General features: G+C 39.6%; 23 protein-coding genes. 20 read left to right on the plus strand and 3 right to left on the minus strand.

What is annotated here, in order from left to right:
* Positions 1-8 precede the first annotated feature (8 nt).
* Positions 9-1196 (plus strand): bifunctional 3,4-dihydroxy-2-butanone-4-phosphate synthase/GTP cyclohydrolase II, encoded by a 1188-nt coding sequence (locus R6U77_RS13645; protein WP_319836048.1) that lies wholly within the window; start codon positions 9-11, stop codon positions 1194-1196.
* 14 nt (positions 1197-1210) lie between these two features.
* A complete protein-coding gene (gene ribH / locus R6U77_RS13650) occupies positions 1211-1675 on the plus strand; it encodes a 6,7-dimethyl-8-ribityllumazine synthase (RefSeq protein WP_319836049.1) in 465 nt (154 codons plus the stop codon).
* Between the two features lie 172 nt (positions 1676-1847).
* On the opposite strand, the gene R6U77_RS13655 is transcribed toward ribH, so the two are convergent.
* Both R6U77_RS13655 and R6U77_RS13660 read right to left on the minus strand, forming a co-directional pair.
* Positions 1848-2132: a hypothetical protein gene (locus tag R6U77_RS13655; RefSeq protein WP_319836050.1), complete on the minus strand. Its 285-nt coding sequence runs from the start codon at positions 2130-2132 to the stop codon at positions 1848-1850.
* A 246-nt stretch (positions 2133-2378) separates the two neighbouring features.
* On the minus strand, positions 2379-2987 hold the full coding sequence (locus R6U77_RS13660) for an EMC6 family protein (RefSeq protein ID WP_319836051.1): 609 nt from the start codon (positions 2985-2987) through the stop codon (positions 2379-2381).
* 209 nt (positions 2988-3196) lie between these two features.
* Between R6U77_RS13660 and nusB the strand changes: the two genes are divergently transcribed.
* The 13 genes from nusB to R6U77_RS13725 all read left to right on the plus strand — a co-directional run bounded on the left by nusB (position 3197) and on the right by R6U77_RS13725 (position 17216).
* Positions 3197-3580 (plus strand): transcription antitermination factor NusB, encoded by a 384-nt coding sequence (nusB, locus tag R6U77_RS13665; RefSeq protein ID WP_293920545.1) that lies wholly within the window; start codon positions 3197-3199, stop codon positions 3578-3580.
* Between the two features lie 59 nt (positions 3581-3639).
* Entirely contained in the window at positions 3640-4494 is an 855-nt protein-coding gene (folD, locus tag R6U77_RS13670; RefSeq protein WP_293920543.1) for a bifunctional methylenetetrahydrofolate dehydrogenase/methenyltetrahydrofolate cyclohydrolase FolD, read from the plus strand.
* 97 nt (positions 4495-4591) lie between these two features.
* Positions 4592-5941, plus strand: a complete 1350-nt coding sequence (xseA, locus tag R6U77_RS13675) for an exodeoxyribonuclease VII large subunit (protein ID WP_319836052.1) — start codon at positions 4592-4594, stop codon at positions 5939-5941.
* Between the two features lie 3 nt (positions 5942-5944).
* Entirely contained in the window at positions 5945-6172 is a 228-nt protein-coding gene (gene xseB, locus R6U77_RS13680; RefSeq protein WP_293920541.1) for an exodeoxyribonuclease VII small subunit, read from the plus strand.
* A 3-nt stretch (positions 6173-6175) separates the two neighbouring features.
* Positions 6176-7051: a polyprenyl synthetase family protein gene (locus R6U77_RS13685; RefSeq protein WP_319836053.1), complete on the plus strand. Its 876-nt coding sequence runs from the start codon at positions 6176-6178 to the stop codon at positions 7049-7051.
* Positions 7052-7198: 147 nt separating this feature from the next.
* Entirely contained in the window at positions 7199-9100 is a 1902-nt protein-coding gene (gene dxs, locus R6U77_RS13690) for a 1-deoxy-D-xylulose-5-phosphate synthase (protein ID WP_319836054.1), read from the plus strand.
* Entirely contained in the window at positions 9097-9921 is an 825-nt protein-coding gene (locus tag R6U77_RS13695; protein WP_319836055.1) for a TlyA family RNA methyltransferase, read from the plus strand. The genes dxs and R6U77_RS13695 overlap by 4 nt, the downstream gene beginning before the upstream one ends.
* 133 nt (positions 9922-10054) lie before the next feature.
* Positions 10055-10504 (plus strand): transcriptional regulator AhrC/ArgR, encoded by a 450-nt coding sequence (ahrC, locus tag R6U77_RS13700; RefSeq protein WP_293920537.1) that lies wholly within the window; start codon positions 10055-10057, stop codon positions 10502-10504.
* Positions 10505-10516: 12 nt separating this feature from the next.
* On the plus strand, positions 10517-12208 hold the full coding sequence (gene recN, locus R6U77_RS13705; RefSeq protein ID WP_319836056.1) for a DNA repair protein RecN: 1692 nt from the start codon (positions 10517-10519) through the stop codon (positions 12206-12208).
* 241 nt (positions 12209-12449) lie between these two features.
* Positions 12450-13376, plus strand: a complete 927-nt coding sequence (locus R6U77_RS13710) for a SpoIVB peptidase S55 domain-containing protein (RefSeq protein ID WP_319836057.1) — start codon at positions 12450-12452, stop codon at positions 13374-13376.
* Between the two features lie 397 nt (positions 13377-13773).
* Complete coding sequence (spo0A, locus tag R6U77_RS13715; protein ID WP_319836058.1) at positions 13774-14571, plus strand: sporulation transcription factor Spo0A; 798 nt, start codon at positions 13774-13776, stop codon at positions 14569-14571.
* Positions 14572-14933: 362 nt separating this feature from the next.
* Entirely contained in the window at positions 14934-16505 is a 1572-nt protein-coding gene (locus R6U77_RS13720) for a flagellar assembly protein A (protein WP_319836059.1), read from the plus strand.
* Positions 16506-17216: a glycerophosphodiester phosphodiesterase gene (locus tag R6U77_RS13725; RefSeq protein ID WP_293920532.1), complete on the plus strand. Its 711-nt coding sequence runs from the start codon at positions 16506-16508 to the stop codon at positions 17214-17216.
* Between the two features lie 45 nt (positions 17217-17261).
* Here the strand turns inward: R6U77_RS13725 and R6U77_RS13730 are convergent, their stop codons facing one another.
* Positions 17262-17495, minus strand: coding sequence for a DUF2627 domain-containing protein (locus tag R6U77_RS13730; RefSeq protein WP_293920531.1), 234 nt, complete (start codon positions 17493-17495; stop codon positions 17262-17264).
* Positions 17496-17786: 291 nt separating this feature from the next.
* Here R6U77_RS13730 and R6U77_RS13735 point away from each other — a divergent pair, with 291 nt between their 5' ends.
* The 5 genes from R6U77_RS13735 to R6U77_RS13755 all read left to right on the plus strand — a co-directional run bounded on the left by R6U77_RS13735 (position 17787) and on the right by R6U77_RS13755 (position 23788).
* Positions 17787-18881, plus strand: a complete 1095-nt coding sequence (locus R6U77_RS13735) for a Glu/Leu/Phe/Val family dehydrogenase (protein ID WP_293920530.1) — start codon at positions 17787-17789, stop codon at positions 18879-18881.
* A gap of 69 nt (positions 18882-18950) precedes the next feature.
* On the plus strand, positions 18951-20372 hold the full coding sequence (lpdA, locus tag R6U77_RS13740) for a dihydrolipoyl dehydrogenase (RefSeq protein WP_293920529.1): 1422 nt from the start codon (positions 18951-18953) through the stop codon (positions 20370-20372).
* Positions 20373-20471: 99 nt separating this feature from the next.
* Positions 20472-21470 carry a thiamine pyrophosphate-dependent dehydrogenase E1 component subunit alpha gene (locus tag R6U77_RS13745; RefSeq protein WP_319836060.1) on the plus strand — a complete coding sequence of 333 codons (999 nt, stop codon included), beginning with the start codon at positions 20472-20474 and terminating at the stop codon, positions 21468-21470.
* Positions 21470-22453 carry an alpha-ketoacid dehydrogenase subunit beta gene (locus R6U77_RS13750; RefSeq protein ID WP_319836061.1) on the plus strand — a complete coding sequence of 328 codons (984 nt, stop codon included), beginning with the start codon at positions 21470-21472 and terminating at the stop codon, positions 22451-22453. Before R6U77_RS13745 ends, R6U77_RS13750 begins: the two co-directional genes overlap by 1 nt.
* A gap of 12 nt (positions 22454-22465) precedes the next feature.
* Positions 22466-23788, plus strand: coding sequence for a dihydrolipoamide acetyltransferase family protein (locus R6U77_RS13755; RefSeq protein ID WP_319836062.1), 1323 nt, complete (start codon positions 22466-22468; stop codon positions 23786-23788).
* Positions 23789-23852: the final 64 nt, after the last annotated feature.

The following is a 23852-nucleotide window of genomic DNA, read 5'->3' on the forward strand; positions in this document are numbered from 1 at the left end:
GGGCTAAAATGTTTAACACAATAGAAGAAGCGATTGCTGACTTAAAACAAGGGAAAATAGTTATCGTTGTTGATGATGAAAATCGTGAAAATGAAGGTGATTTTGTTGTATTAGCTGAATATGTAACGCCTGAAGTCATTAATTTTATGGCGACATATGGGAAAGGGCTGATTTGTACTCCAATTAGCTCACAAATTGCACATTCACTTAGCTTAGAGCCAATGGTTCAATTTAATACAGACAATCATCAAACAGCATTTACAGTAAGTATTGATTATATGGATACTACTACGGGAATTAGTGCATTTCAAAGAGCATTGACGATTGAAAAAATGCTAGATGATAATGTGCAGCCACAGCATTTTCGCCGACCAGGTCATGTTTTTCCGTTAATTGCAAAGGAAAATGGCGTTCTTGTAAGACCTGGGCATACAGAGGCTACAGTTGATTTAGCGATGCTTTGTGGAAGCAAGCAAGCAGGGGTTATTTGTGAAATTATGAATGAGGATGGTACGATGGCTCGATTACCTCAATTGAAAGAAATAGCTGAAAAATTTAATATGAAGCTCATTACAATCGAAAGCTTAATCCGATACCGTCTTGAAAAAGAGAAGGTCGTCTCTCGTGAAGCGAAAATTCAGCTACCAACACATTATGGTGAATTTATAATGATTGGTTATACGAATTTCATCGACTCTAAAGAGCATGTTGCAATTGTTAAAGGAAATCTACAACAAGCAGAAGCACCACTAATTCGCATTCACTCTGAGTGTTTAACAGGTGATATTTTTAGCTCGAAACGCTGTGATTGTGGAGCACAGTTACAAGCGGCACTTGCTAAAATTGAGCAGGAAGGAGAAGGGGCAATTCTTTATATGCGGCAGGAAGGACGAGGAATTGGCTTATTAAATAAGTTAAAAGCATATGAATTGCAGGAGCAAGGCTACGATACAGTAGAGGCGAATGAAATGCTTGGCTTTCCTAGCGAGCTACGCGACTACAGTTTATGCGCACAGATGCTGCGAGATTTAGGAGTTACACATATCCGTTTAATGACGAATAACCCAGATAAGGTAGCCCAGCTTGAACGGTACGATATAACTGTTGTGGAACGTGTACCTCTTGTTGCTGGTTTAGTAGAAGAAAATACTCATTATATGAATACAAAAAAAGAAAAAATGGCTCATTTATTATAGAGGAGGAATTAATGATGGTAAAAACATTTGAAGCGCAGCTAGTAGGTACAGGATTAAAAATAGGTATTGTTGTTGGACGTTTTAACGAGTTTATTAATGATAAATTATTAGCAGGTGCGATTGACGGTTTAAAGCGTCATGGCGTAGAGGAAAATGCCATTGACATTGCTTGGGTGCCAGGAGCTTTTGAAGTACCTTTTATAGCAAAAAAGATGGCAGAATCACAAAAATATGATGCTGTTATTGGACTTGGTACAGTTATTCGTGGCGCAACAACGCACTATGATTACGTATGTAACGAATCAGCAAAAGGAATTGCCAATGTAGGCTTACAAACAGGAGTGCCAACCATTTTTGGAATCGTTACAACTGAAACAATTGAACAAGCAATTGAACGAGCAGGAACGAAAGCAGGGAATAAAGGTTACGATGCTGCTGTAGCTGCAATAGAAATGGCAAATTTAACAAAAATGTTTTAAGATATTTTAATTTTCTATTGGAATTTAACTGTTAGAGGTAAATGTGTGAAGAGGAGTGATAACAAATCAATATTATCACTCCCTACTCTATTAAAAAATAAAAGTGTCAAATGAAAACGAACTGTTTTCCCTCGATTGCTTTCAAAATTATCCTATCAGATTTGGTAGAAAGCTATGGAGAAGTTTCTAAACGCTCTCCTATTTGCTGTAAATACAATGTATATTTAACGAGCACAATTGGAATTGCCGTGAAAATGCATGTGATGAGAAGGATAGGTATTGTGAAGTAGGCTGCGTCATAAAGTCGTGTGTAGCCAAAGCTAATTGCTACGAAGAATAGTAGAAAAATAATCGTTGGAACACGTGGCAGTAGGAAGCTTAATAATCCTCCAGTTATCATTAAAACCATCACTAAAATAAAAAATGCCCAGTGGTTAATTAAAAAAAGCAATAACATAAATGACAATCCTCCTTTACCTATTAATTAGTATATTCACAGTAAGGACAGGCCATACGTAGAAAAAAACCACTTGTTTTGTCATTTCATTGTCTTATTTAGTAGAAAGATGATGGGTGTGGGTCACGATGAGCGAAAACTTCAATTTGATGAGCGAATTTGGGCGGTGGTTGAGCGAAAATGTAACTCCGTTGAGCGAATCGGGATTTTAGAATTATAAAAAAAGATTTGAAAAAGTGGATCATATCACTTTTCCAAATCTTTAAAGAAATGCACATTCACATAACGTTGAACACCACGTGCTAAATCAATGGCTTGCTGCTTTTTCTCCTCATAATGTGGTGATTGTTCATTGAACGCAATGATTGCTTCTACAACAGCCTGTTGCCATGCTGGTTTGAGAGGGATTTGTCTTGCTTGCTGGTGGTCGCCTTGCAATGCGTAAAGTGTTGCAATACAGTATTGCCCTAAAGGCTTGTTGGCAATTGTCTGAATTTCCTGCATTGCTAGTATGTAATTCTTTGACAAAAGTGCGCGATGCATTTTATATGTCGCTTGCATGACAGGTGATTTGTACTTTTTTAAAATAGCGTCGATTGCTTCAAGCTGTGATTCAGCGGAACCGTTACCAACTTCAAATGCATAGCGATAAACAGGCTGCTTTTGATTTTTTTCTAAAAATTTGTGGATTCTATCCATGTTTTTAGAGAATTGTATTGTATACAAAATATAGCCGAGGCTCATAAATGCTAGTATGAAAAGCACTATAATCATGAGGTGAGTGGATAAACCGAATATACCACTAACGATGCCTATTATAATAGCAGCTGTGAACATAAAAATCATATAAGACATAAGATGGCTCCTTTCAGTCATCCTATTTTAGCAAAGAAATCCAAACTTTAGCAACAAGAAAAATAAAAGCGTTTTCAAATTTTAAAATTTGCAACAAGCTGTGCTACGACAGGGAAATTATGCTATGATAAGACGTGATATTATCTTGAATAAATGTATTCAACTAAGATAAAGCCGCTATATATTGAATAATGAAGGAGTTTTTTATCATGAAGCGACATGATGCACGTCAAAAAGCTGTGCAAGTGCTATTTCAACTAGATAGTACCGACTTACCACTTGAAGAGGCGATGGAGCACGTTTTAGAGGATCAGTCATCAGATGCTTTCTTTGAGCAATTAGTGCGAGGAACAATTGAGCAAAAAGAGCAAATTGATGCGACGCTGAGCGACAAACTAGAAAATTGGACATTAAGCCGTCTACCAAAAATTGAACGAACTGTATTACGTCTAGCTGTTTATGAATTGTTATTTACACCAGATACGCCGAATCGTGTTGTATTAAACGAAGCGATCGAGCTTTGTAAAGTATTTGGTGATGAAAAATCAAGCAAATTTGTCAATGGTGTGCTTTCGAAATTTACAGAACAATAATTGAGGCGTCATGAGCGTCAATCAGACAATTAATAGAGTGAATTGGGAGGAATTGTAGTATGTCAAGTGCAATTATTAATGGAAAAGAAATCGGTCAAGAAATTCGAGGCTCTGTAGCGAAACAAGTGGAGGAGCTAAAGGCTAAGGGCGTTACACCTGGTTTAGCCGTTGTATTAGTAGGAAATAATCCTGCCTCGAAAACATATGTGACGAATAAGCAAAAATCGTGTGAAGCAATCGGCATGTATTCAGAGTTAATCACTTTGCCAGAAACGATTTCAGAACAACAGCTACTTGAGCATATTCGTGAGTTAAACGAGCGTAACGATATTCATGGTATCCTTGTGCAGCTACCATTGCCAAAGCATATTAATGAAGATTCAGTTATCGCGACAATTTCTCCAGACAAAGATGTGGATGGTTTTGCGCCAATTAGCGTAGGAAAAATGATGCTTGGGCAAGAAACTTATTTACCATGCACACCTTATGGAGTTATGAAATTATTGGAGCATAGCGGTATTGAAGTCGCTGGGAAGCATGCGGTGATCGTTGGACGTAGTCATATTGTTGGCAAGCCAATGGGACAGCTATTGTTACAAAAAGATGCGACGGTTACATATACGCACTCTAAAACACCTGACTTACCGTCATTTACAAAGCAAGCAGATATTTTAATTGCAGCTGTTGGTCGTGCAAATTTCATTACAGCTGAACATGTAAAAGAAGGTGCTGTTGTCATTGATGTTGGCATTAATCGTGATGAGGACAATCATTTATGTGGAGATGTTGATTTTGCAGCAGTAGATGGTATTGCCTCACATATTACACCAGTGCCAGGGGGCGTTGGTCCAATGACGATTACGATGCTACTAGCAAATACGGTACAAGCAGCAGCGAAAACAGTTCAGCCGTAAAAGCGCAAGGAGCCGTCTCAAAATGACTTTTCAGATGGCTCCTTTTTAGTATGTTTCAAGTTAAACTGAACAAGGTAAAGAAAGGGGAGATGGCGCTTTGAGCAACTCTTCTTATTTAACTGTCAAAGCATTGACAAAATATATTAAAAGAAAATTTGATGCTGATCCTCATTTACGTGAAGTGTATGTAAAAGGAGAGCTCTCTAACGTAAAAATGCATAGCTCTGGCCACATTTATTTTACATTAAAAGATGATGCTGCCCGCATTCAAGCAACGATGTTTCGCACGGCAGCAGCAAAGCTCGCATTTAAGCCAGAGGAAGGCATGATGGTTTATATTCGTGGGGATGTCAACGTTTACGAAACGGCAGGTATTTATCAGTTGTATGTACAAACAATGGAGCCAGACGGTATTGGGGGCTTATTTATCGCCTTTCAACAGCTGAAGGAAACTTTACAAAGGGAAGGCTTATTCAATCCGAATTTTAAGCAAGCAATCCCGCCCTTTCCGAAAGCAATTGGCGTGTTGACAGCGACGACAGGTGCAGCAATTCGGGATATTTGCACAACGATTCAACGTCGCTATCCACAGGCGGAAATATGCATCTATCCAACGCTTGTGCAAGGAGCAGGTGCAGCCGCAAATATTGCCAAAAACATTCAATTAGCCAATCGACATGCACAATGTGATGTGTTAATCGTAGGACGTGGCGGTGGCTCAATTGAGGATTTATGGGCTTTTAATGAAGAAATTGTAGCACGTGCAATTTTCGAAAGTCGCATTCCAATTATTAGTGCAGTTGGGCATGAGACCGATACGACAATTGCCGATTTTGTTGCTGATTTGCGCGCACCGACACCAACAGCAGCAGCGGAGCTTGCTGTGCCAAACCAGCATGAGCTAAAGGAGCGCATTACGACGAATGTGGCAAGGTTACAGCAAATTGTAACAGCGCAACTTCGCTTTGAAAGGAATCGTCTACAAAAGTATCAACAATCTTATCCGTTAGCAACGCCCGAAAAATTGTATCGTCCTTTTATTGAGCGCTTGGCACACACTGATATGAAATTGCAGCAAGCAATGCAAGTATATATGCTGAAAAAACGCAATGAGGCTGAAAAAACATTTGCTAAAATGCAGTTTTTCTCTCCTCAAAAATCAATCCAAATGGAGCAGCAAAAATTAGCACAATTGCATAATGAGCTAAATCGTGCTGTACAGCATCGTTTAAACGAGGGAAAATCACAGTTGCATTCAACAATACGCACACTTGCTGCTTTAAATCCGTTGGCGATGATGGAAAAAGGCTTTAATTTAACATATCGAGAAAACCAAGTTATCAAAGAGGCTGCACAGTTAGCGCTCGACGATGCAATTGAAATTCATTACCAAGATGGGATTGTTCGTGCGAAGGTGATGGACATTGAGCTACAGAAGGGGGAATGATGGATGGAAAATTTAACATTTGCACAGGCGATGACCGAATTAGAAGACATTGTCCGCAAGCTAGAGCAAGGCGAAGTGCCTTTAGAGGAAGCGATTGATTTATATAAAAAAGGAATGGAATATTCCAAGTTTTGCAATGATAAATTGCAGCATGCGGAGCAGCAATTAATTTCAATCGTTGATGAAAATGGGAATAAGCAGCCGTTTCAAGCGGGGAATGGAGAGAAGTAAAGCATGCAATTAACAACATTTATCGAAGCGCATACACCAGCTATTGAAAAGGAAATGGTGCATTTAGTTGAAAACATCGTAGCACCTACTATATTAAAGGATTCGATGCTATATTCATTAAATGCTGGCGGCAAAAGAATTCGTCCATTATTTGTTGCGGCTGTTTGTGATTATTTTCAAGTCGACATGGCACCGGCATATACAGTTGGGGCTTGCGTTGAAATGATTCACACGTATTCATTAATCCATGACGATTTACCATGTATGGATGATGATGCTTTGCGTCGAGGAAAGCCAACGAATCATGTCGTTTATGGCGAAGCGTTAGCAACGCTAGCAGGAGATGCGCTGAACACGTTGAGCTTCGGCATTTTAGCACGCATGCCGATTGCAGCTGATACAAAAATTGAATTAATTAATTTATTAAGCATTGCAGCAGGAGCAGAAGGCATGGTTGGTGGTCAGGTCTTGGATATGGACGGCGAAAAGCGCCAATTAAATTTACAGGAGCTTGAGCAGGTGCATGTCAATAAAACGGGTGCATTGCTGCGTTATAGCATTGAGTCAGGTGCCATTTTAGCGCGTGCGACAGCTGAAGAAAGAGTGGCACTAGTGGACTATGCACATCATATTGGCTTAGCATTCCAAATTCAAGATGATATTTTAGATATTGAAGGAACGTCTGAGCAGCTAGGGAAAACGGCGGGAAAAGATATTGCAAGCGAGAAAAGCACGTATCCTGCATTGTTAACATTAGATGGGGCAAAGGAAAAATTAAATGAGCATTTCGAATTAGCAATTGCTGCATTACAGCGCTTATCGAAAGATACGACACTACTCCACGAATTTGCAAACTATATTGTCAAACGCAATAAATAAATGGTACGATGTTTTGCGGGCTTTGAAGAAAGCAAATTGTCTGTCATTGTAGAAAAACAGCGTTTTTTATGACATGGGCAAAGGACACTGTTATAATAGAGAAATCACAATACGGTGAATATTTAAATGTAAAGGTGTGTGGATGAGGTGGATTTAACTAAAATAACTAATCCATCCTTTTTGAAAAATTTGAATCAGCAGCAGCTGGAAGCATTAGCTTCTGACATTCGCTCATTTCTAATAGAAAAGTGCTCTGTCACAGGAGGACATATTGGGCCGAATTTAGGTGTTGTAGAGCTAACAATTGCGTTGCATAAAACGTTTAATAGCCCAAAGGATAAATTTTTATGGGATGTAGGACATCAAGCATACGTTCATAAAATTTTAACAGGACGTGCTGGAGAGTTTGATACATTACGTCAATTTAAAGGTTTATGCGGTTTCCCAAAGCGTGTTGAAAGTGAGCATGATGAATGGGAAACAGGGCACAGCTCAACATCTTTATCAGCCGCGATGGGAATGGCTGCTGCTCGAGATATTAAAAAGGATAAAAATTATGTCATTCCAATTATCGGTGATGGTGCATTAACAGGTGGTATGGCATTAGAGGCATTAAATCATATCGGTCATGAAAAAACGAATATGATTGTCATTTTAAATGATAATGAAATGTCCATTGCACCAAATGTTGGTGCATTGCACAATGTGTTAGGTCGCCTGCGTACAGCAAAGGAATATTCAAAAGCGAAGGAAGAGCTTGAATCGTTAATGAATAAAATTCCTGTTGTCGGTGGGAAACTTGCACAAACGGCGGAAAAAGTGAAAGATAGCTTAAAATATTTAGTCGTATCTGGTGTCTTTTTCGAGGAGCTAGGCTTTAAATATTTAGGACCAATTGACGGTCATGATTTTGAAGCGCTTGAAAAAACATTAGACTATGCGAAAAAAGTAAAAGGTCCTGTGCTTGTACATGTCATTACAAAAAAGGGCAAGGGCTATAAGCCTGCCGAAGATGATACAGTTGGTACTTGGCATGGAACGGGCCCATATAAAATGGAGACAGGTGCTTTTGTGAAATCTGCTACAGCAGGTCCAGCATGGAGTAGCTTAATTGCTCAATCTGTTCATAAATGTATGGAAACAGATGAGCGCATTGTGGCGATTACGCCTGCTATGCCTGTCGGTTCGAAGCTAGAAAGCATTCAACGTGATTTCCCTGAACGCTTCTTTGATGTCGGCATTGCAGAGCAACATGCAGCGACGATGGCAGCAGGGTTAGCGACACAGGAAATGAAGCCATTTTTAGCGATTTACTCAACATTTTTACAGCGTGCATATGACCAAGTGTTACATGATATTGCAAGGCCAAACTTAAATGTCTTTATCGGTATTGACCGTGCAGGCTTAGTTGGTGCAGATGGTGAAACACACCAAGGCGTATTTGATATTGCCTTTTTACGTCATATCCCGAACATGGTGTTAATGATGCCAAAGGATGAGAATGAAGGGCAACATATGGTGAAAACAGCGCTTGAATATAATGATGGACCAATCGCGCTACGTTATCCACGTGGCAACGGTATTGGCGTGCCGCTTGATGAAGAAATGGTAGCGATTCCAATCGGTACGTGGGAAGTGTTACGTGAAGGAACAGATGCAGCCATTTTAACATTTGGTACAACGATTCCAATGGCGTTTGAAGCGGCAGAGGCATTAGCGCAGCAAGGTATAAGCGTGAAAATTGTTAACGCACGCTTTATTAAACCGTTAGATACAGCGATGCTACATGAGTTCATGCAAGAAAATATGCCAATTTTAACGATTGAAGAGGCTGTATTACAAGGTGGCTTCGGCAGTGCTGTGTTAGAGTTTGCTGCGAATCATCGTTATAGTACACTAATTGATCGTATCGGAATTCCAGATGAATTTATTGAGCATGGCAATGTAGACGAATTATTAGCGGAAATCGGTGTAACAGCTGAAGAGGCAGTACAGCGTATCGAAAAGCTTATCCAATTAAAGCAGCAGGAAAGTTTGAAAACTGTATGACAAAACAACCGAAAGAACGTGTAGATATTTTATTAGTGGAGCGTGGGCTTTGTGAAACGCGTGAAAAGGCGAAGCGCTCCATTATGGCTGGACTCGTTTATACAAACGAGGAGCGCATCGATAAGGCAGGCGAAAAAATTGCCGTTGATGCACCGCTGCAAGTGAAGGGGTCACAATTAAAATATGTCAGTCGTGGCGGGTTAAAGCTTGAAAAAGCACTTGAAGTATTTGAGCTATCGGTCGAAGGCAAATTAATGCTAGATATTGGTTCCTCAACGGGTGGTTTTACAGACTGTGCATTACAGAATGGAGCGCGTCATTGCTATGCATTAGACGTAGGCTCCAATCAGTTGGCTTGGAAAATCCGTTCAGATGAGCGTGTAACGGTCATGGAAAAAACAAATTTCCGTTATACAAAGCCTGAAGATTTAGTAGAAGGCTTGCCTGATTTTGCAACAATTGATGTATCCTTTATTTCCTTATCTTTAATATTACCTGTATTAAAAACGATTTTGCTACCTGGTGGCGATGTGATGGCTTTAGTAAAGCCGCAGTTTGAGGCTGGTAAAGAAAATGTTGGTAAAAAGGGTATTGTGCGTGATGCGAAAATTCATTTAGAGGTGTTGCAACAAACGGCACAAATGGCGACAAATGTTGGCTTTGTAGTAAAGGATGCCTCCTATTCACCAATTACCGGAGGAGAAGGGAATATTGAATTTTTATTCCATCTTGTTAATCCGCAAGATGGGCAAACAATTGAACCTTTCACTGATTTTGAGCAAATTGTCGCACAAGCTCACCATGAATTAAAGGGCACATAATGATGGGAATAGGTAGAGGCATCAATATGCGGTAGCATTTTGAGTTGTCTATGCCTATTTTTCTTGTACTTTTTTGGATGAAGTGGTAGTGTTATTAATACAAATACATAATTATTCATAAGAGGTGAGGAAATTGAATAAAGGTCAACGCCATATTCGAATTCGTGATATTATTACAAATAATGAAATTGAGACACAGGATGATTTAGTTATGCATTTAAAAAATGCGGGCTATAATGTAACGCAGGCAACCGTGTCACGCGATATTAAAGAGCTGCATCTTGTAAAAGTGCCAATGCAGGATGGTCGCTACAAATATAGCTTGCCCGCAGATCAGCGTTTTAATCCAATTCAAAAGCTGCGTCGTGCATTAGCGGATGCCTTTGTTAGTATTGATGGTGCGTCACATTTTTTAGTGGTCAAAGCGTTACCAGGGAATGCCAATGCTATCGCTTCCTTGCTTGATCATTTAGATTGGGACGAGCTATTAGGTACAATTTCTGGGGATGATACGATTTTACTTATTTGTCGAACAGAGGCAGATCGAGAAATGATTAAAGAGCGTTTATTAGATATGCTATAAGAGGTGGGTTTTTTGCTAAGAGAGATAAGTATTCGCAATTTTGCGATTATTGATGATTTAACAGTAAGCTTTGCGGATGGTTTAACTGTTTTAACAGGTGAAACGGGTGCTGGTAAGTCCATTATTATTGATGCCGTGCATTTACTTGCAGGTGGTCGTGCCTCACAGGAATTTATCCGTCATGGCGCAAGAAAAGCAGAACTTGGTGGTCTCTTTCATATTATGGATGATCACCATCCGGTTTTTGCAAAGCTTGATGAAGCTGGGATTGAATTTGAGGATGGCACCATTATTTTACGTCGTGATATTAATGATAACGGCAAAAGCGTTTGTCGCATTAATGGCAAGCTTGTTCCGACAAATGTTTTGCGTGAAATTGGTGGCAGCTTAATTGATATACATGGTCAGCATGAAAATCAAGAGCTGATGGATGAAAAGCAGCATATTCATTTATTAGACCATTTTGCGCAGGATGAGCTTGCGCCCGTTTTAACAATCTATAGTGAAAAATATGAAGCTTATCGCAATTTGAAGCGTGAAGTTGCTGCACTTAGCTTAGATGAGCAACGAATGGCACAGCGCATTGATTTATACCAATTTCAAATGAATGAGCTTGAAGACGCAGGGCTAAAACTTGGCGAGGAAGAGACACTCACTGAAGAGCGCTTGCGCTTAATGAATTTCCATAAAATTTTTGAGCGTGCAAGCATCGCCTATGAGGCGATTTCAGCTGAGCAGCATGGCTTAGATTATATTGGCAATGCGATGTCAGCACTTGATGATATCGCTTCATTAGATGAGCAATTTAAAGAAGCTACAGAGGCAGTGACAACAAGCTTTTATGCATTGCAGGATGCTAGTTATCAAATAAAAAATGTATTGGATGAATTGGAATTTGATGCAGGTCGCTTAAACGAGGTTGAGCAACGTTTGGCACAGTATCAAACGATGAAGCGTAAATATGGCACGACTGTTGAAGAAATTTTAGCCTATTATGATAAAATTTCGGAGGAGTTAATGCAGCTAATGAATCATGACGAAACCATCCAAAAAAATGAGCAACGTTTGCGTCAAATGGAAGTAGAGCTACAGCAGCTAGCAGAGCAATTAACTGCGATTCGTAAAAAGCATGCGGTGCTTTTAAGTGAAGCGATTATGGAGCAATTGCGTGTGTTACATATGGAAAAGGCAAAATTTATCGTTAAATTTGAATCCTTGGATACATTTGATGCATATGGGAAAGATTATGTCGCATTCTACATTTCAACAAATGTAGGCGAGCCACCGAAATCGTTGCCAAAAATTGCTTCAGGCGGTGAGTTGTCGCGTATGATGCTTGCATTAAAAACAATCTTTTCTTCAACAAACGGCATTACATCGATTATTTTCGATGAGGTCGATACAGGTGTAAGTGGGCGTGTAGCACAGGCGATTGCTGAAAAAATTGCGGCAATCTCTATTCATTCACAAGTGCTTTGCATTTCACATTTACCACAGGTGGCTGCGATGGCCGATCAGCATTATTTAATTAAAAAGCAAGTTGAGCATGACCGTACATTTACAACAGTGACGGAAATTAAAGAACGTGCCCGTATTGAGGAAGTAAGCCGCATGATGAGTGGTGCGGAAATTACCGATTTAACATTGCAGCATGCACAGGAACTTGTAGAAATTGCAGATACAAGAAAAAGAGCAATGCTATAAAATTTTTAAGGAGCTGTCTGATTTTCAGGCAGCTCCTAATCGTAGTGAGTAAATGCCACTGAATCCAGTATATTCATTTTTCCAATTGGCTTATATTTCAATAAAACCGTTAAGAGCTGTCAGAGACGCCAAGCGTTAGCTTGCTTTTCAGACAGCTTTTGTTTCGACAAATATTTACCGTTCATAACTCATGAAAAGTCCGCACATAGTATCGGTAAGATGAAAAGGAGGTGACAACGAAATGTGCCATTTGCGTAATCTTTTACTCGTTATTTTCTTTATTTTGATTCCTGTGCAAGTATCTGCAAAGGAACTCATACCAATGGGGCAATCAATTGGTATTCAGTTAAAACTACCCTTTATTTACGTATCACATGACATACTTTTACCAAATGGCGAATGGTTAAAGCAAGGTGATAAAGTGCTCGCAGTTGATGAGCAAGAGATTAATCAAATACAGCAATTTGCTGAAATTAAAGAGCCATCAGCATTGCGCATTGAACGTGCGAACAAAGAGAAAGTTTTAAACTTAACAAGCGAAGAAATACAAAATGTGTTGCCCTTTTTAAAAGATGAAACAGATGGCATTGGAACTTTGACATTTCTTGACCCTACAACGAACGAATATGGAGCGCTTGGCCATCAAATTGTCGACAGTGCATTGACAACGCCACCTCCATTTATTGACGGCGCCATTTTTTTAGCCTCCATTTCACAGGTGAAAAAAAGTGAACCTGGTCAGCCTGGTTATAAAATTTCGATTGTAAATAAGGATCGGCAGCGACTAGGTAACGTTTTGTTTAACAATGTTTATGGCGTATTTGGAGAATGGGAACAAGGTTTATCACAAAGTTTGCGACAGCCAATGGAAATTATGCATGATTCAGAAATAAAGCGCGGAGAAGCGCAAATGCTGACAGCGATTGAAGGCGAAAAAGTTGAAAAATTTGCAATTACCATTGATAAAGTTGATGGAGCCAATATTGTATTTCGCGTAACTGACCCTAAATTATTAAGTAAAACAGGCGGCATTTTACAAGGAATGAGCGGTAGCCCAATCATTCAAAATGACCGTTTTGTCGGTGCGGTAACGCATATGTTTGTCGAACATCCTGCAAAAGGTGCTGCTTTGTCGATAGGAGAAATGCTAAAAAAATCACCAAAATAAGGACTAAAAGACTATACCAATTCTTTCGGGTATAGTCTTTTACAAATTTTTCTGATAAAATAACAAGGAATGGTTTCGTAATTTGTGGAAAAAAGTAGCTTTTTGTCACTATATAAGGAATTTATATAACTTCATGTTTATTTTTCATACATAATAAAGGGTTTTTATTAAATATGTCGAAAACTCAAAAGCGGTACTCCATAATCAAATTGGGATTATTTATCATGATTCAGCAATTTTTTCTGCGACAAGTGTCTAAACGTCCGCTGAGTCATGATAAAACTTCTGGCGGATGGCATAGATTTTTTCGAGCTCGAAAAAAATCTAGTCGCAATTACGCCTCGGTGTAACTGATAGGGGAAACTGTAGAAATTAATTATTTAAGGGGGCTTTATAAATGTCAAAAGTAAAAATTGCAGTTGCGGATGATAATCGAGATTTGTTGAAAGCGATGGAAGCATATTTCACAGATCATACGCATATCGAATTAATTGCGACTGCACAAAACGGTAAAATATGCATTAAAATGTTAGAAGAGGTCCAACCTGATGTTTTGTTGCTTGATATCATTATGCCACATCTCGACGGCTTAGCGGTATTAGAGACTTTATATAACGATAATCGTTTAGAAAATATGCAAGTTATTATGCTAACAGCCTTTGGACAAGAGGATGTTATGAAGCAAGCAGTAAACTATGGTGCTTCCTACTTTATGCTGAAGCCTTTTGAATTCGAGCAGCTAGAGCAAAAAATTCTACAATGTGCGAAGCATGCACCTGAGCCAACAAAGCAACAGCGTACGAGCGTGCTACAGCCGAAAGGTGCACAAAAGGTTGACCAGCGTCAGCTTGATACGACAATTACAGCAATCATTAAAGAAATTGGCGTGCCAGCACACATTAAAGGCTATGTTTATTTACGTGAAGCGATTCAAATGGTTTATTACGATATCGAGCTACTTAGCTCTGTAACGAAAATTTTATATCCAGATATCGCAGAAAAATTCAATACAACACCATCACGTGTAGAGCGTGCGATTCGTCATGCTATCGAAGTTGCATGGAATAGAGGGAACTATGAATCGATTTCCGAAATGTTTGGTTATACGGTGCACCACCTAAAATCGAAGCCAACAAATTCAGAATTCATCGCCATGATTGCGGATAAAATTCGCATTGAGTTAGTGGCGAGCTGAGTGTGAAGATGGCTGTTTGAGAGCTATAAATAATTAAATGTATATATTAAGCACACGCTCGTTTCTCGCTACGGATAATGAGCGTGTGTTTTGTATGTCAAAACCAAATTATTTCATGGTGTATGTATGAACAAGTGCATATAGGCTCTATTCACAAATAATGAAATCTTTGATATTTGTAGGCTAAAAGACCTATATCTATTTTCCAATCTATTTAACTTATTTTAAGTAGGATAGATGGCTTATTCCATCTAAATGCAATAAAATTAACAATTTTCTAGTTTTTTTGAGAATTTTATAAAACGACTAAACAAATGCTTGTTTATTGTATATACTAAATAAGAAGGGGAAGGAGGAATTATGTGTCTATTTTTACGAATGATTATTTTGAAATGACAGAGCAAAATGGAAAAGTGTTTATTCGCACAATCAAATCGGGTTTTCCTTTAAAGGACTTTGATACTATTTTGAGATCACATCCACGTGTCAAGTTGACTAATTTTGCTGTATTAAAAAATGTATTAGCAACAGAAAGTGAGACGACAACTGAAATTGGTATATGGCTGCCCAATATCGAAATTGAAGTAGCGCGTGATAATATGTCAGCTTCACTTTTTATTTATGAAACTGTAGAGGAATTACAGCAAAATAGTGAGCGCTTCATCGCTGAAATTGAAAGCCTTTTACAGCAAAAAAAGATTGTTCATGGTATTCAACCAATTCAAATAGAAAAAATTGTTCCAACAAAAGCATATTTAATTGCACAAGGCACACCACCGATTAAAGGTGAGGATGCAAAAATTACATATTTGGAAATACCTGAACGTAAACCGGTTATTCAAGAGGATGGGAAAGCCGATTACTATGAAATGAATTTTATTTTTGAAATACATGAGGATAGCTGGCTCGGTGAAAAAATATTGGCACAGCCAGGAGTTGATGGCCAAACCATTTTTGGAGAAACTATTGTGGCTGCTCACGGCAAGGATATCCCTTTAAAATATGATCGCAAAGCAGCTTATGAAGTAGAAGAGGATGGCAAAATTGTTTTACGTTCTAAATATGCTGGTGCATTAGGTCAAGTGCAAGGGCAGTTAACAATTAGCCATCATTTATCCATTAATAATGATATCGGTATTGAAACAGGCAACATCGATTTTCAAGGCTCTTTAACCGTTCGAGGAACTGTACAAAGCGGTTTTTCCATTATCGCAAAAGGGGATATTTCCATTGAGTCAAATGAAGGAATAACAGGGGCTAAGCTTATTCGTTCATTAGAGGGCGATATTTACATTCGTGGCGGCGTTTTCGGTTTAGGGGAAACCGAAATCGAGGCTGGAGGAAATATATATATAAAGCACGTAAATGAAGCAAATTTAAAAGCCAATGGAGAAATTCATATTGGATCTTATTCGTTAGGCTCGCACTTATCAGCAAATTCTATTTTTTTAGATGAGCGCAAGGGGAAAATTATAGGTGGAACGGCAACAGCGAAGGATATGATTGTATCGGCTATTGCAGGTAATCACTTAGAACGCAGAACAGAGCTTATTATTAATACATTCAATAAAAAAGAGCTGCAAGCAATCATTCAAGAAAAAGCGAAGCTATTGAAAAATGAGCAGGATGAAATTGTGAAATATGAGGCGCAATTGGAAAAAATTTTGTCATCACAGGGCACATTAAATAGTCAGCAAGCAGCTGTTGTCGAGCAAGTGAAGCAAAAAATCAACGCATTAAAAAAATATGTCGCAAGCTTAGATAACGAAATTAAAGTGAGCATTAATGATTTACACAACGCTGGAAAAGAGGAAATTAAAATTACGAAGGAAGCGTACCCTGGTACGTATATTCAAATTGGTAAGAAATCATCTCTTTTAACAAAAATGACAAATGGTACATTTTTATTGGATTCAGGGGAGTTGAATGTATAAATGAGCCTTCCGATATATGCACATCGAGGTGCTTCTGCCTACGCTCTTGAAAACACAATGGAGGCATTTCAAAAAGCGCTAAAGCTCGGTGCAAATGGTATCGAATTGGATGTGCAATGCTCAAAAGATGGACAATTGATAGTTTTTCACGATAATAATATAAAGCGTTTAACAGGTGTGAATCGGCTTGTACAGGACTGTTCGTTAGAAGAGCTGCAAAGCTACCGTTTAGGAAAGCGCTTTTCGCGTATTTTCTCAACGAAGCATATGCCCAAACTGCATGATATCATTGAATGGGCGAATAAGGAAAACGTGGCCTTGAACATTGAGCTAAAGGAATCACTAATGACAAATCAAGATGCATTAATTCAGCTATTAAAAACGATTCGCCTGCCAGCTCACAGCCATTTTTCATCATTTTATGAGCAGTTACTTATTATTGTGAAAAAACATTGTCCACATATAGAAACGGCATTTTTAGTGACGAAAAAATTTGATTGGACAAAATTGGGGAAATTATCACATATCGATACAATCCATGCGCATAAAAAATATTATAAGCGCAACTATTTAAAAGCGTGCGAGTATGCGGGAAAAAACATTCGCTTTTATAGCATCACGGGCAAGGAGTCTTTTATTGCTCAGCCACATCCAAGTGTTGTAGGGTGGATTACGGATTATCCAGATATTGTAGCGAAAAATAGCATATAGGAAAGGTGTAGGAAGAGAGGTTGTAAACCATTTTCCTACACCTTTTTATTTTTGCCAACGCTCTGCTACTTTTCCTTTTTTACGATCTCTGTGTAGTAAGAAGCCTGCAAAAAAGCCGAAGCCGATTAAAAATAAAATAATCCCAATGACAAATTGTAACCAAATCCAAGGGATGGGAGAAATCAACACACCGAACAGTGTATCTCGCATCAATTTAATTCCAGCAGCTGCCATAAGTCCAGGAATTAGTAGTACAATAAATGCAGCCATTCGAGCCATTTTCCTACCTCCTAACTCTATCTTATTTATTGTACAACCCCTTATAATATTGTCAAGAAAACAGGCGTCATTGTGCTGTTTTTGCCATGTTTCAGTAACCTCTGAATAGTTAGAAAATTCTTAATTATTATGGATTGCATAATAATTGTTGATTAAAAACGAATTTAAACGTATTGTAAAAATAAGCAGTGAAAATAAATGGTTTTTTCATGGCGAAATTGTGAACTTTTGAAAAACACAACAGTAAACAAGAAAGTAAACGCTTTCTTTTAGTTGAAAGGGGTATATGCAATGGAAATCTTTAAGTACATGGAAAAGTATGATTATGAACAACTCGTTTTTTGTCAGGACAAAGAATCGGGCTTAAAGGCAATTATTGCAATCCATGATACGACGTTAGGACCAGCACTCGGTGGTTCACGTATGTGGACATATGCATCAGAGGAAGATGCAATCGAGGATGCATTGCGATTAGCGCGTGGTATGACTTACAAAAATGCGGCAGCAGGCTTAAATTTAGGCGGAGGCAAAACGGTTATTATCGGCGATCCATTTAAAGATAAAAACGAAGAAATGTTCCGTGCATTAGGTCGCTTTATTCAAGGCTTAAATGGTCGTTATATTACAGCAGAGGATGTTGGGACAACAGTAACTGATATGGATTTAATCCATGAGGAAACAAACTATGTGACAGGTATTTCACCAGCGTTTGGTTCATCGGGTAACCCATCTCCTGTAACGGCATATGGCGTTTATTTAGGTATTAAAGCAGCTGCGAAAGAAGCATTTGGTACAGATATACTTGAAGGACGTACAGTTGCTGTACAAGGGCTAGGAAACGTTGCATATACACTATGTGAGTATTTACATAAAGACGGTGTAAAATTAGTTGTAACAGATATTAACAAAGCAGCCGTTGATCGTGTTGTTAGCGCATTTGGCGCGACAGCCGTTGACCCAGCTGACATTTATAAGCAAGATGTAGACATTTTTGCACCATGTGCACTTGGTGCGATTATTAATGATGAGACGATTCCACAATTAAAAGCGAAGGTCATTGCTGGCTCAGCGAACAACCAGCTACAGGAATCACGTCATGGTCAAATTTTACATGAAAAAGGCATTATTTATGCCCCTGACTATGTGATTAATGCAGGCGGGGTAATCAATGTAGCAGATGAGCTATATGGCTATAATCGCGACCGTGCGATGAAGCGAGTAGAAACAATTTACGATAGCATCGCAAAAATCTTAACAATTTCAAAAGAGCAAGATGTACCGACATACTTAGCTGCAAACAAGCTTGCAGAGGATCGTATTGCGCGTGTTGCGAAATCTCGTAGCCAATTTTTACGCAATGAAAAAAATATTTTAAACGGTCGTTAAGCATGACAGGCGAAAAGGAGGTAAAGATAATCTTTGCTTCCTTTTTTCTAAAGAAGGGAGATGTTTTTCATGGCACATGAATATGATGTGGTCATTTTAGGTGGCGGAACAGGCGGTTATGTTGCAGCCATTCGAGCAGCACAGCTCGGTTTAAAAACAGCGGTTGTTGAAAAGGCGAAGCTAGGAGGCACATGCTTGCATAAAGGCTGTATCCCAAGCAAGGCGCTGTTAAGAAGCGCTGAAGTATATCGCACAGCAAAAGAAAGTGAAACATTTGGAGTAGAAGTAGCAGGCGTCAAATTGCAATTTGAACAAGTGCAAAATCGTAAAAACTCCATTATTAAAACATTACATGCAGGTATCGAAGGTTTAATGAAAAAAGGTAAAATTGATGTTTATTATGGTACAGGTCGTATATTAGGTCCTTCTATATTTTCTCCGATGCCTGGAACAATTTCAGTGGAGCTAGCGGACGGTGGCGAAAATGAAATGCTCGTACCAACAAATGTCATTATCGCAACTGGTTCAAAGCCAGCAACGCTGGAAGGGATTCCTGTTGACGGAGAACGTATATTAAATTCTGACCATGCACTAGAGCTGGAATCACTACCTGCTTCTATATTAATTGTAGGTGGTGGCGTAATTGGAATTGAATGGGCATCAATGCTTTGTGACTTTGGTGTGGATGTAACGGTTTTGGAGTATGGGGATCGCATTTTACCAACGGAGGATGCAGATATTTCCAAGGAAATGACGAAGGCGTTAACGAAGCGCGGTGTACGCATTGTGACAAATGCTCGCATGCAGACGGAAACGTTAAAAGCAGATGAGGAAGTATCCATTACAGTTACTGCTGGTGATACAACAGAGACATATAGCGCTGAAAAAATGCTCGTGAGCGTAGGACGTACAGCAAACACTGAAGGTATTGGTCTCGAAAATACCGAAATCGTAACAGAGCGCTCTTACATTCAAGTAAATGCTAACTATCAAACGAAGGAAAGCCATATTTATGCAATCGGCGATGCGATTGGTGGTATGCAGTTAGCGCATGTCGCTTCACATGAAGGCATTGTTGCGGTAGAGCATATTGCAGGACATAAAACAGAGGCGATTCATTATCCAAATGTGGCACGCTGTATTTATTCGTATCCAGAGGCATCAAGCGTTGGCTTGACAGAGGCGCAGGCGAAAGAGCAAGGCTTCGATGTCAAGGTGGCGAAGTTTCCATTTAAAGCAATCGGTAAAGCATTAGTGCATGGGGATGCGGAAGGCTTTGTCAAAATGATTGCAGATAGTAAAACAAACGACTTGTTAGGCGTTCATATGATTGGTCCACATGTAACAGATATGATTTCAGAATCAGCGCTTGCGCTATTGCTTGATGCAAGTCCATGGGAGATTGCTCAAACAATTCACCCACACCCATCACTAAGTGAAATTATTGGGGAAGCTGCACTGGCAATAGAAGGTCGAGCAATTCACTTCTAACTTGAAAAAATTGATTCATATAATAAATGAGCACATAGCTGTTAGGAAGCTTGTTTTCCTAGCAGTCTTAAATAGAAAGCTGTGAAAGGGGATGTTCGTATGTTAAAACACGAAGACCTTGGATTAACAAATGAAGATGTATTAAAAATGTATGAAACGATGCTGATGGCAAGACGTATTGATGAGCGTATGTGGCTATTAAATCGCGCGGGGAAAATACCTTTTGTTATTTCTTGTCAAGGACAGGAGGCTGCACAGGTTGGCGCAGCATTTGCTTTAGATAATAACAAAGACTATATCGCACCATATTATCGTGATATGGGCGTTGTTCTACATTTTGGTATGACAGCAAAGGATTTAATGCTATCAGCTTTTGCAAAGGCCGAGGACCCGAACTCTGGTGGTCGTCAAATGCCAGGGCACTTTGGGCAAAAGAAGAATCGTATTTTAACAGGTTCTTCACCAGTAACGACACAAGTACCACATGCAGTTGGTGTTGCGCTTGCAGGGAAAATTCAGCAAGAGGATTTTATTACCTTCGTAACATTGGGGGAGGGCTCGTCTAACCAAGGTGACTTCCATGAAGGAGCAAACTTCGCAGGCGTGCATAAGCTACCTGTTATTATTATGGTAGAAAACAATCAATATGCAATTTCTGTGCCTGTTGAGCGCCAATTAGGCTGTGCGAAAGTATCCGACCGCGGTATTGGCTATGGTATGCCAGGTGTTACAGTGGATGGCAAAAATCCACTTGAAGTATATAAAGTAGTAAAAGAAGCAGCAGATCGTGCTAGACGTGGAGAAGGGCCAAGCTTAATTGAAACGGTCACATATCGTTTAACAGCGCACTCATCAGACGATGACGATCGCCAATATCGAACAGCGGAAGATATAGCAGAAGGTAAGGCAAATGACCCGTTGCTATTATTTGAAAACTACTTGCTTGAAGCGGGCGTAGCGACAGCTGAGACGTTTGAGGAGCTAAATGCTAAAATTGCTGCAATTGTTAATGAAGCAACAGATTATGCAGAGGCAGCACCATACGCGAAGCCAGAGCACGCATTGAAATACGTTTATGCTGAGGAGGGTGACGAATAATGGCTGTGATGTCTTATATTGATGCAATTAATTTAGCAATGAAAGAAGAGATGGAACGCGATGAGCGCGTCTTTATTTTAGGGGAGGACGTTGGACGCAAAGGTGGCGTATTTAAAGCAACATCAGGGCTTTACAACCAATTTGGCGAATATCGCGTCCTTGATACACCTTTAGCAGAAAGCGCGATTGCAGGTGTTGCGATTGGGGCCGCGATGTATGGCATGCGTCCAATTGCCGAAATGCAATTTGCTGATTTCATTATGCCAGCAGTGAACCAAATTGTGTCGGAGGCAGCGAAAATTCGCTACCGCTCGAACAATGATTGGACATGTCCTTTAGTTGTGCGTGCACCATTTGGTGGAGGAATCCACGGAGCGCTTTACCATTCACAATCAGTAGAGGCGCTATTTGCAGGAACACCAGGCTTAAAAATCGTTATCCCTTCTACACCATATGATGCGAAAGGCTTGTTAAAAGCGGCAATTCGTGATGAAGACCCAGTGCTATTTTTCGAGCATAAGCGTGCGTATCGTCTAATTAAAGGGGAAGTGCCAGCAGATGATTATACATTACCGATTGGTAAGGCAGACGTGAAACGTGAAGGTGACGATATTACCGTAATCACTTACGGCTTAGCAGTACATTTTGCATTGCAAGCAGCAGAGCGCTTAGCGGCAGACGGTATTCAAGCACATATTTTAGATTTACGTACAGTTTACCCATTAGATAAAGAAGCGATTATTGAAGCGGCAAGCAAAACAGGCAAAGTGTTGCTTGTAACAGAAGATAATAAAGAAGGTAGCATTATGAGTGAAGTGTCAGCAATTATTGCGGAGCATTGCTTATTTGATTTAGATGCGCCAATTAAGCGTTTAGCTGGTCCAGATGTACCTGCAATGCCTTACGCACCAACAATGGAAAAATTCTTCATGATTAATCCTGATAAAGTTGAGCAAGCAATGCGTGAGCTTGCTGCATTTTAAGGAGGAATAACAATGGCAATTCAAAATATTGTAATGCCCCAGTTAGGCGAGAGTGTAACAGAGGGAACAATTGAGCGTTGGCTTGTCAAGCCGGGCGATAAAGTAAATAAATATGATCCGTTAGCGGAAGTCAATACAGATAAAGTAAATGCAGAAATCCCTTCTTCCTTTGAAGGAATTGTCAGTGAGCTTATCGCAAATGAAGGGGAAACGTTACCTGTTGGTGCTATCGTCTGTACGATTGATGTACAAGGAGATGTTAGTGAGCCATCAGCAGAGAAAACATCGAATGTCAGCTCAGCCATTTTAAATGCAGGTGTTCAACATAAAGAGGAAACACCAGCTCAGCCTGCTGCACAGCAAGCAATGGTCAAGGTACCACGCGACAAAGCACGCTATTCACCAGCTGTTTTAACATTGGCGGCAGAGCATAACATTGATTTAACATTGGTACAGGGTAGCGGTGTAGGAGGACGTATTACACGTAAAGACATTCAAGCGATTATTGCGTCTGGACAAATTCCGACAGCACCTGCACAGCCAGTAGAAGCGCCTGCAATAGCACCGTCTGCTCCACAAGCAGCGCAAGAGCCTGTACAAGCGCCATCTGCGCCAGTTATTCCAACAGCAGCAGGTGATGTAGAAATTCCTGTGACAGCTGTGCGTCGTGCGATTGCGAACAATATGTTGCGTAGCAAGCATGAAGTGCCACACGCATGGATGATGATGGAAGTGGACGTAACGAATTTAGTAGCGTACCGCGACTCTCTTAAAAATGAATTTAAGCGCAATGAAGGCTTTAATTTAACGTATTTCGCCTTCTTTATGAAAGCGATTAGCCAAGCGTTAAAGGAATTCCCAATGATGAATTCAATGTGGGCTGGCGATAAAATTATTCAGAAAAAAGATATTAATTTATCGATTGCAGTAGCGACAGAAGACGCATTATTCGTGCCTGTTATTAAAAATGTCGATGAGAAATCAGTTAAAGGCATTGCACATGAAATTCATGAATTGTCACAGCTAGTGCGCACAGGGAAATTACGCTCTGAGCATATGCAAGGTGGTACATTTACTGTGAATAATACAGGCTCATTTGGCTCTGTTCAGTCGATGGGTATTATCAATTATCCGCAAGCTGCTATTTTGCAGGTGGAAGCAATTGTAAAACGACCTGTTATTATGGAAGGAAATATGTTCGCAGCACGTGATATGGTGAATTTATGTTTATCATTAGATCATCGAGTTTTAGATGGATTAGTTTGCGGGAAATTTCTAAATAGAGTAAAAGAAATACTCGAAAACGTCAATAAAGAGACGATGTCAGTCTACTGACAACCTCTAGAAAGCCCGTCATGACGGGCTTTCTTTAATTTTTTCTCTTTATTGTTAGCGCTTT

The organism is Lysinibacillus louembei, from assembly GCF_033880585.1.
GTDB classification, from domain to species: domain Bacteria; phylum Bacillota; class Bacilli; order Bacillales_A; family Planococcaceae; genus Metasolibacillus; species Metasolibacillus louembei.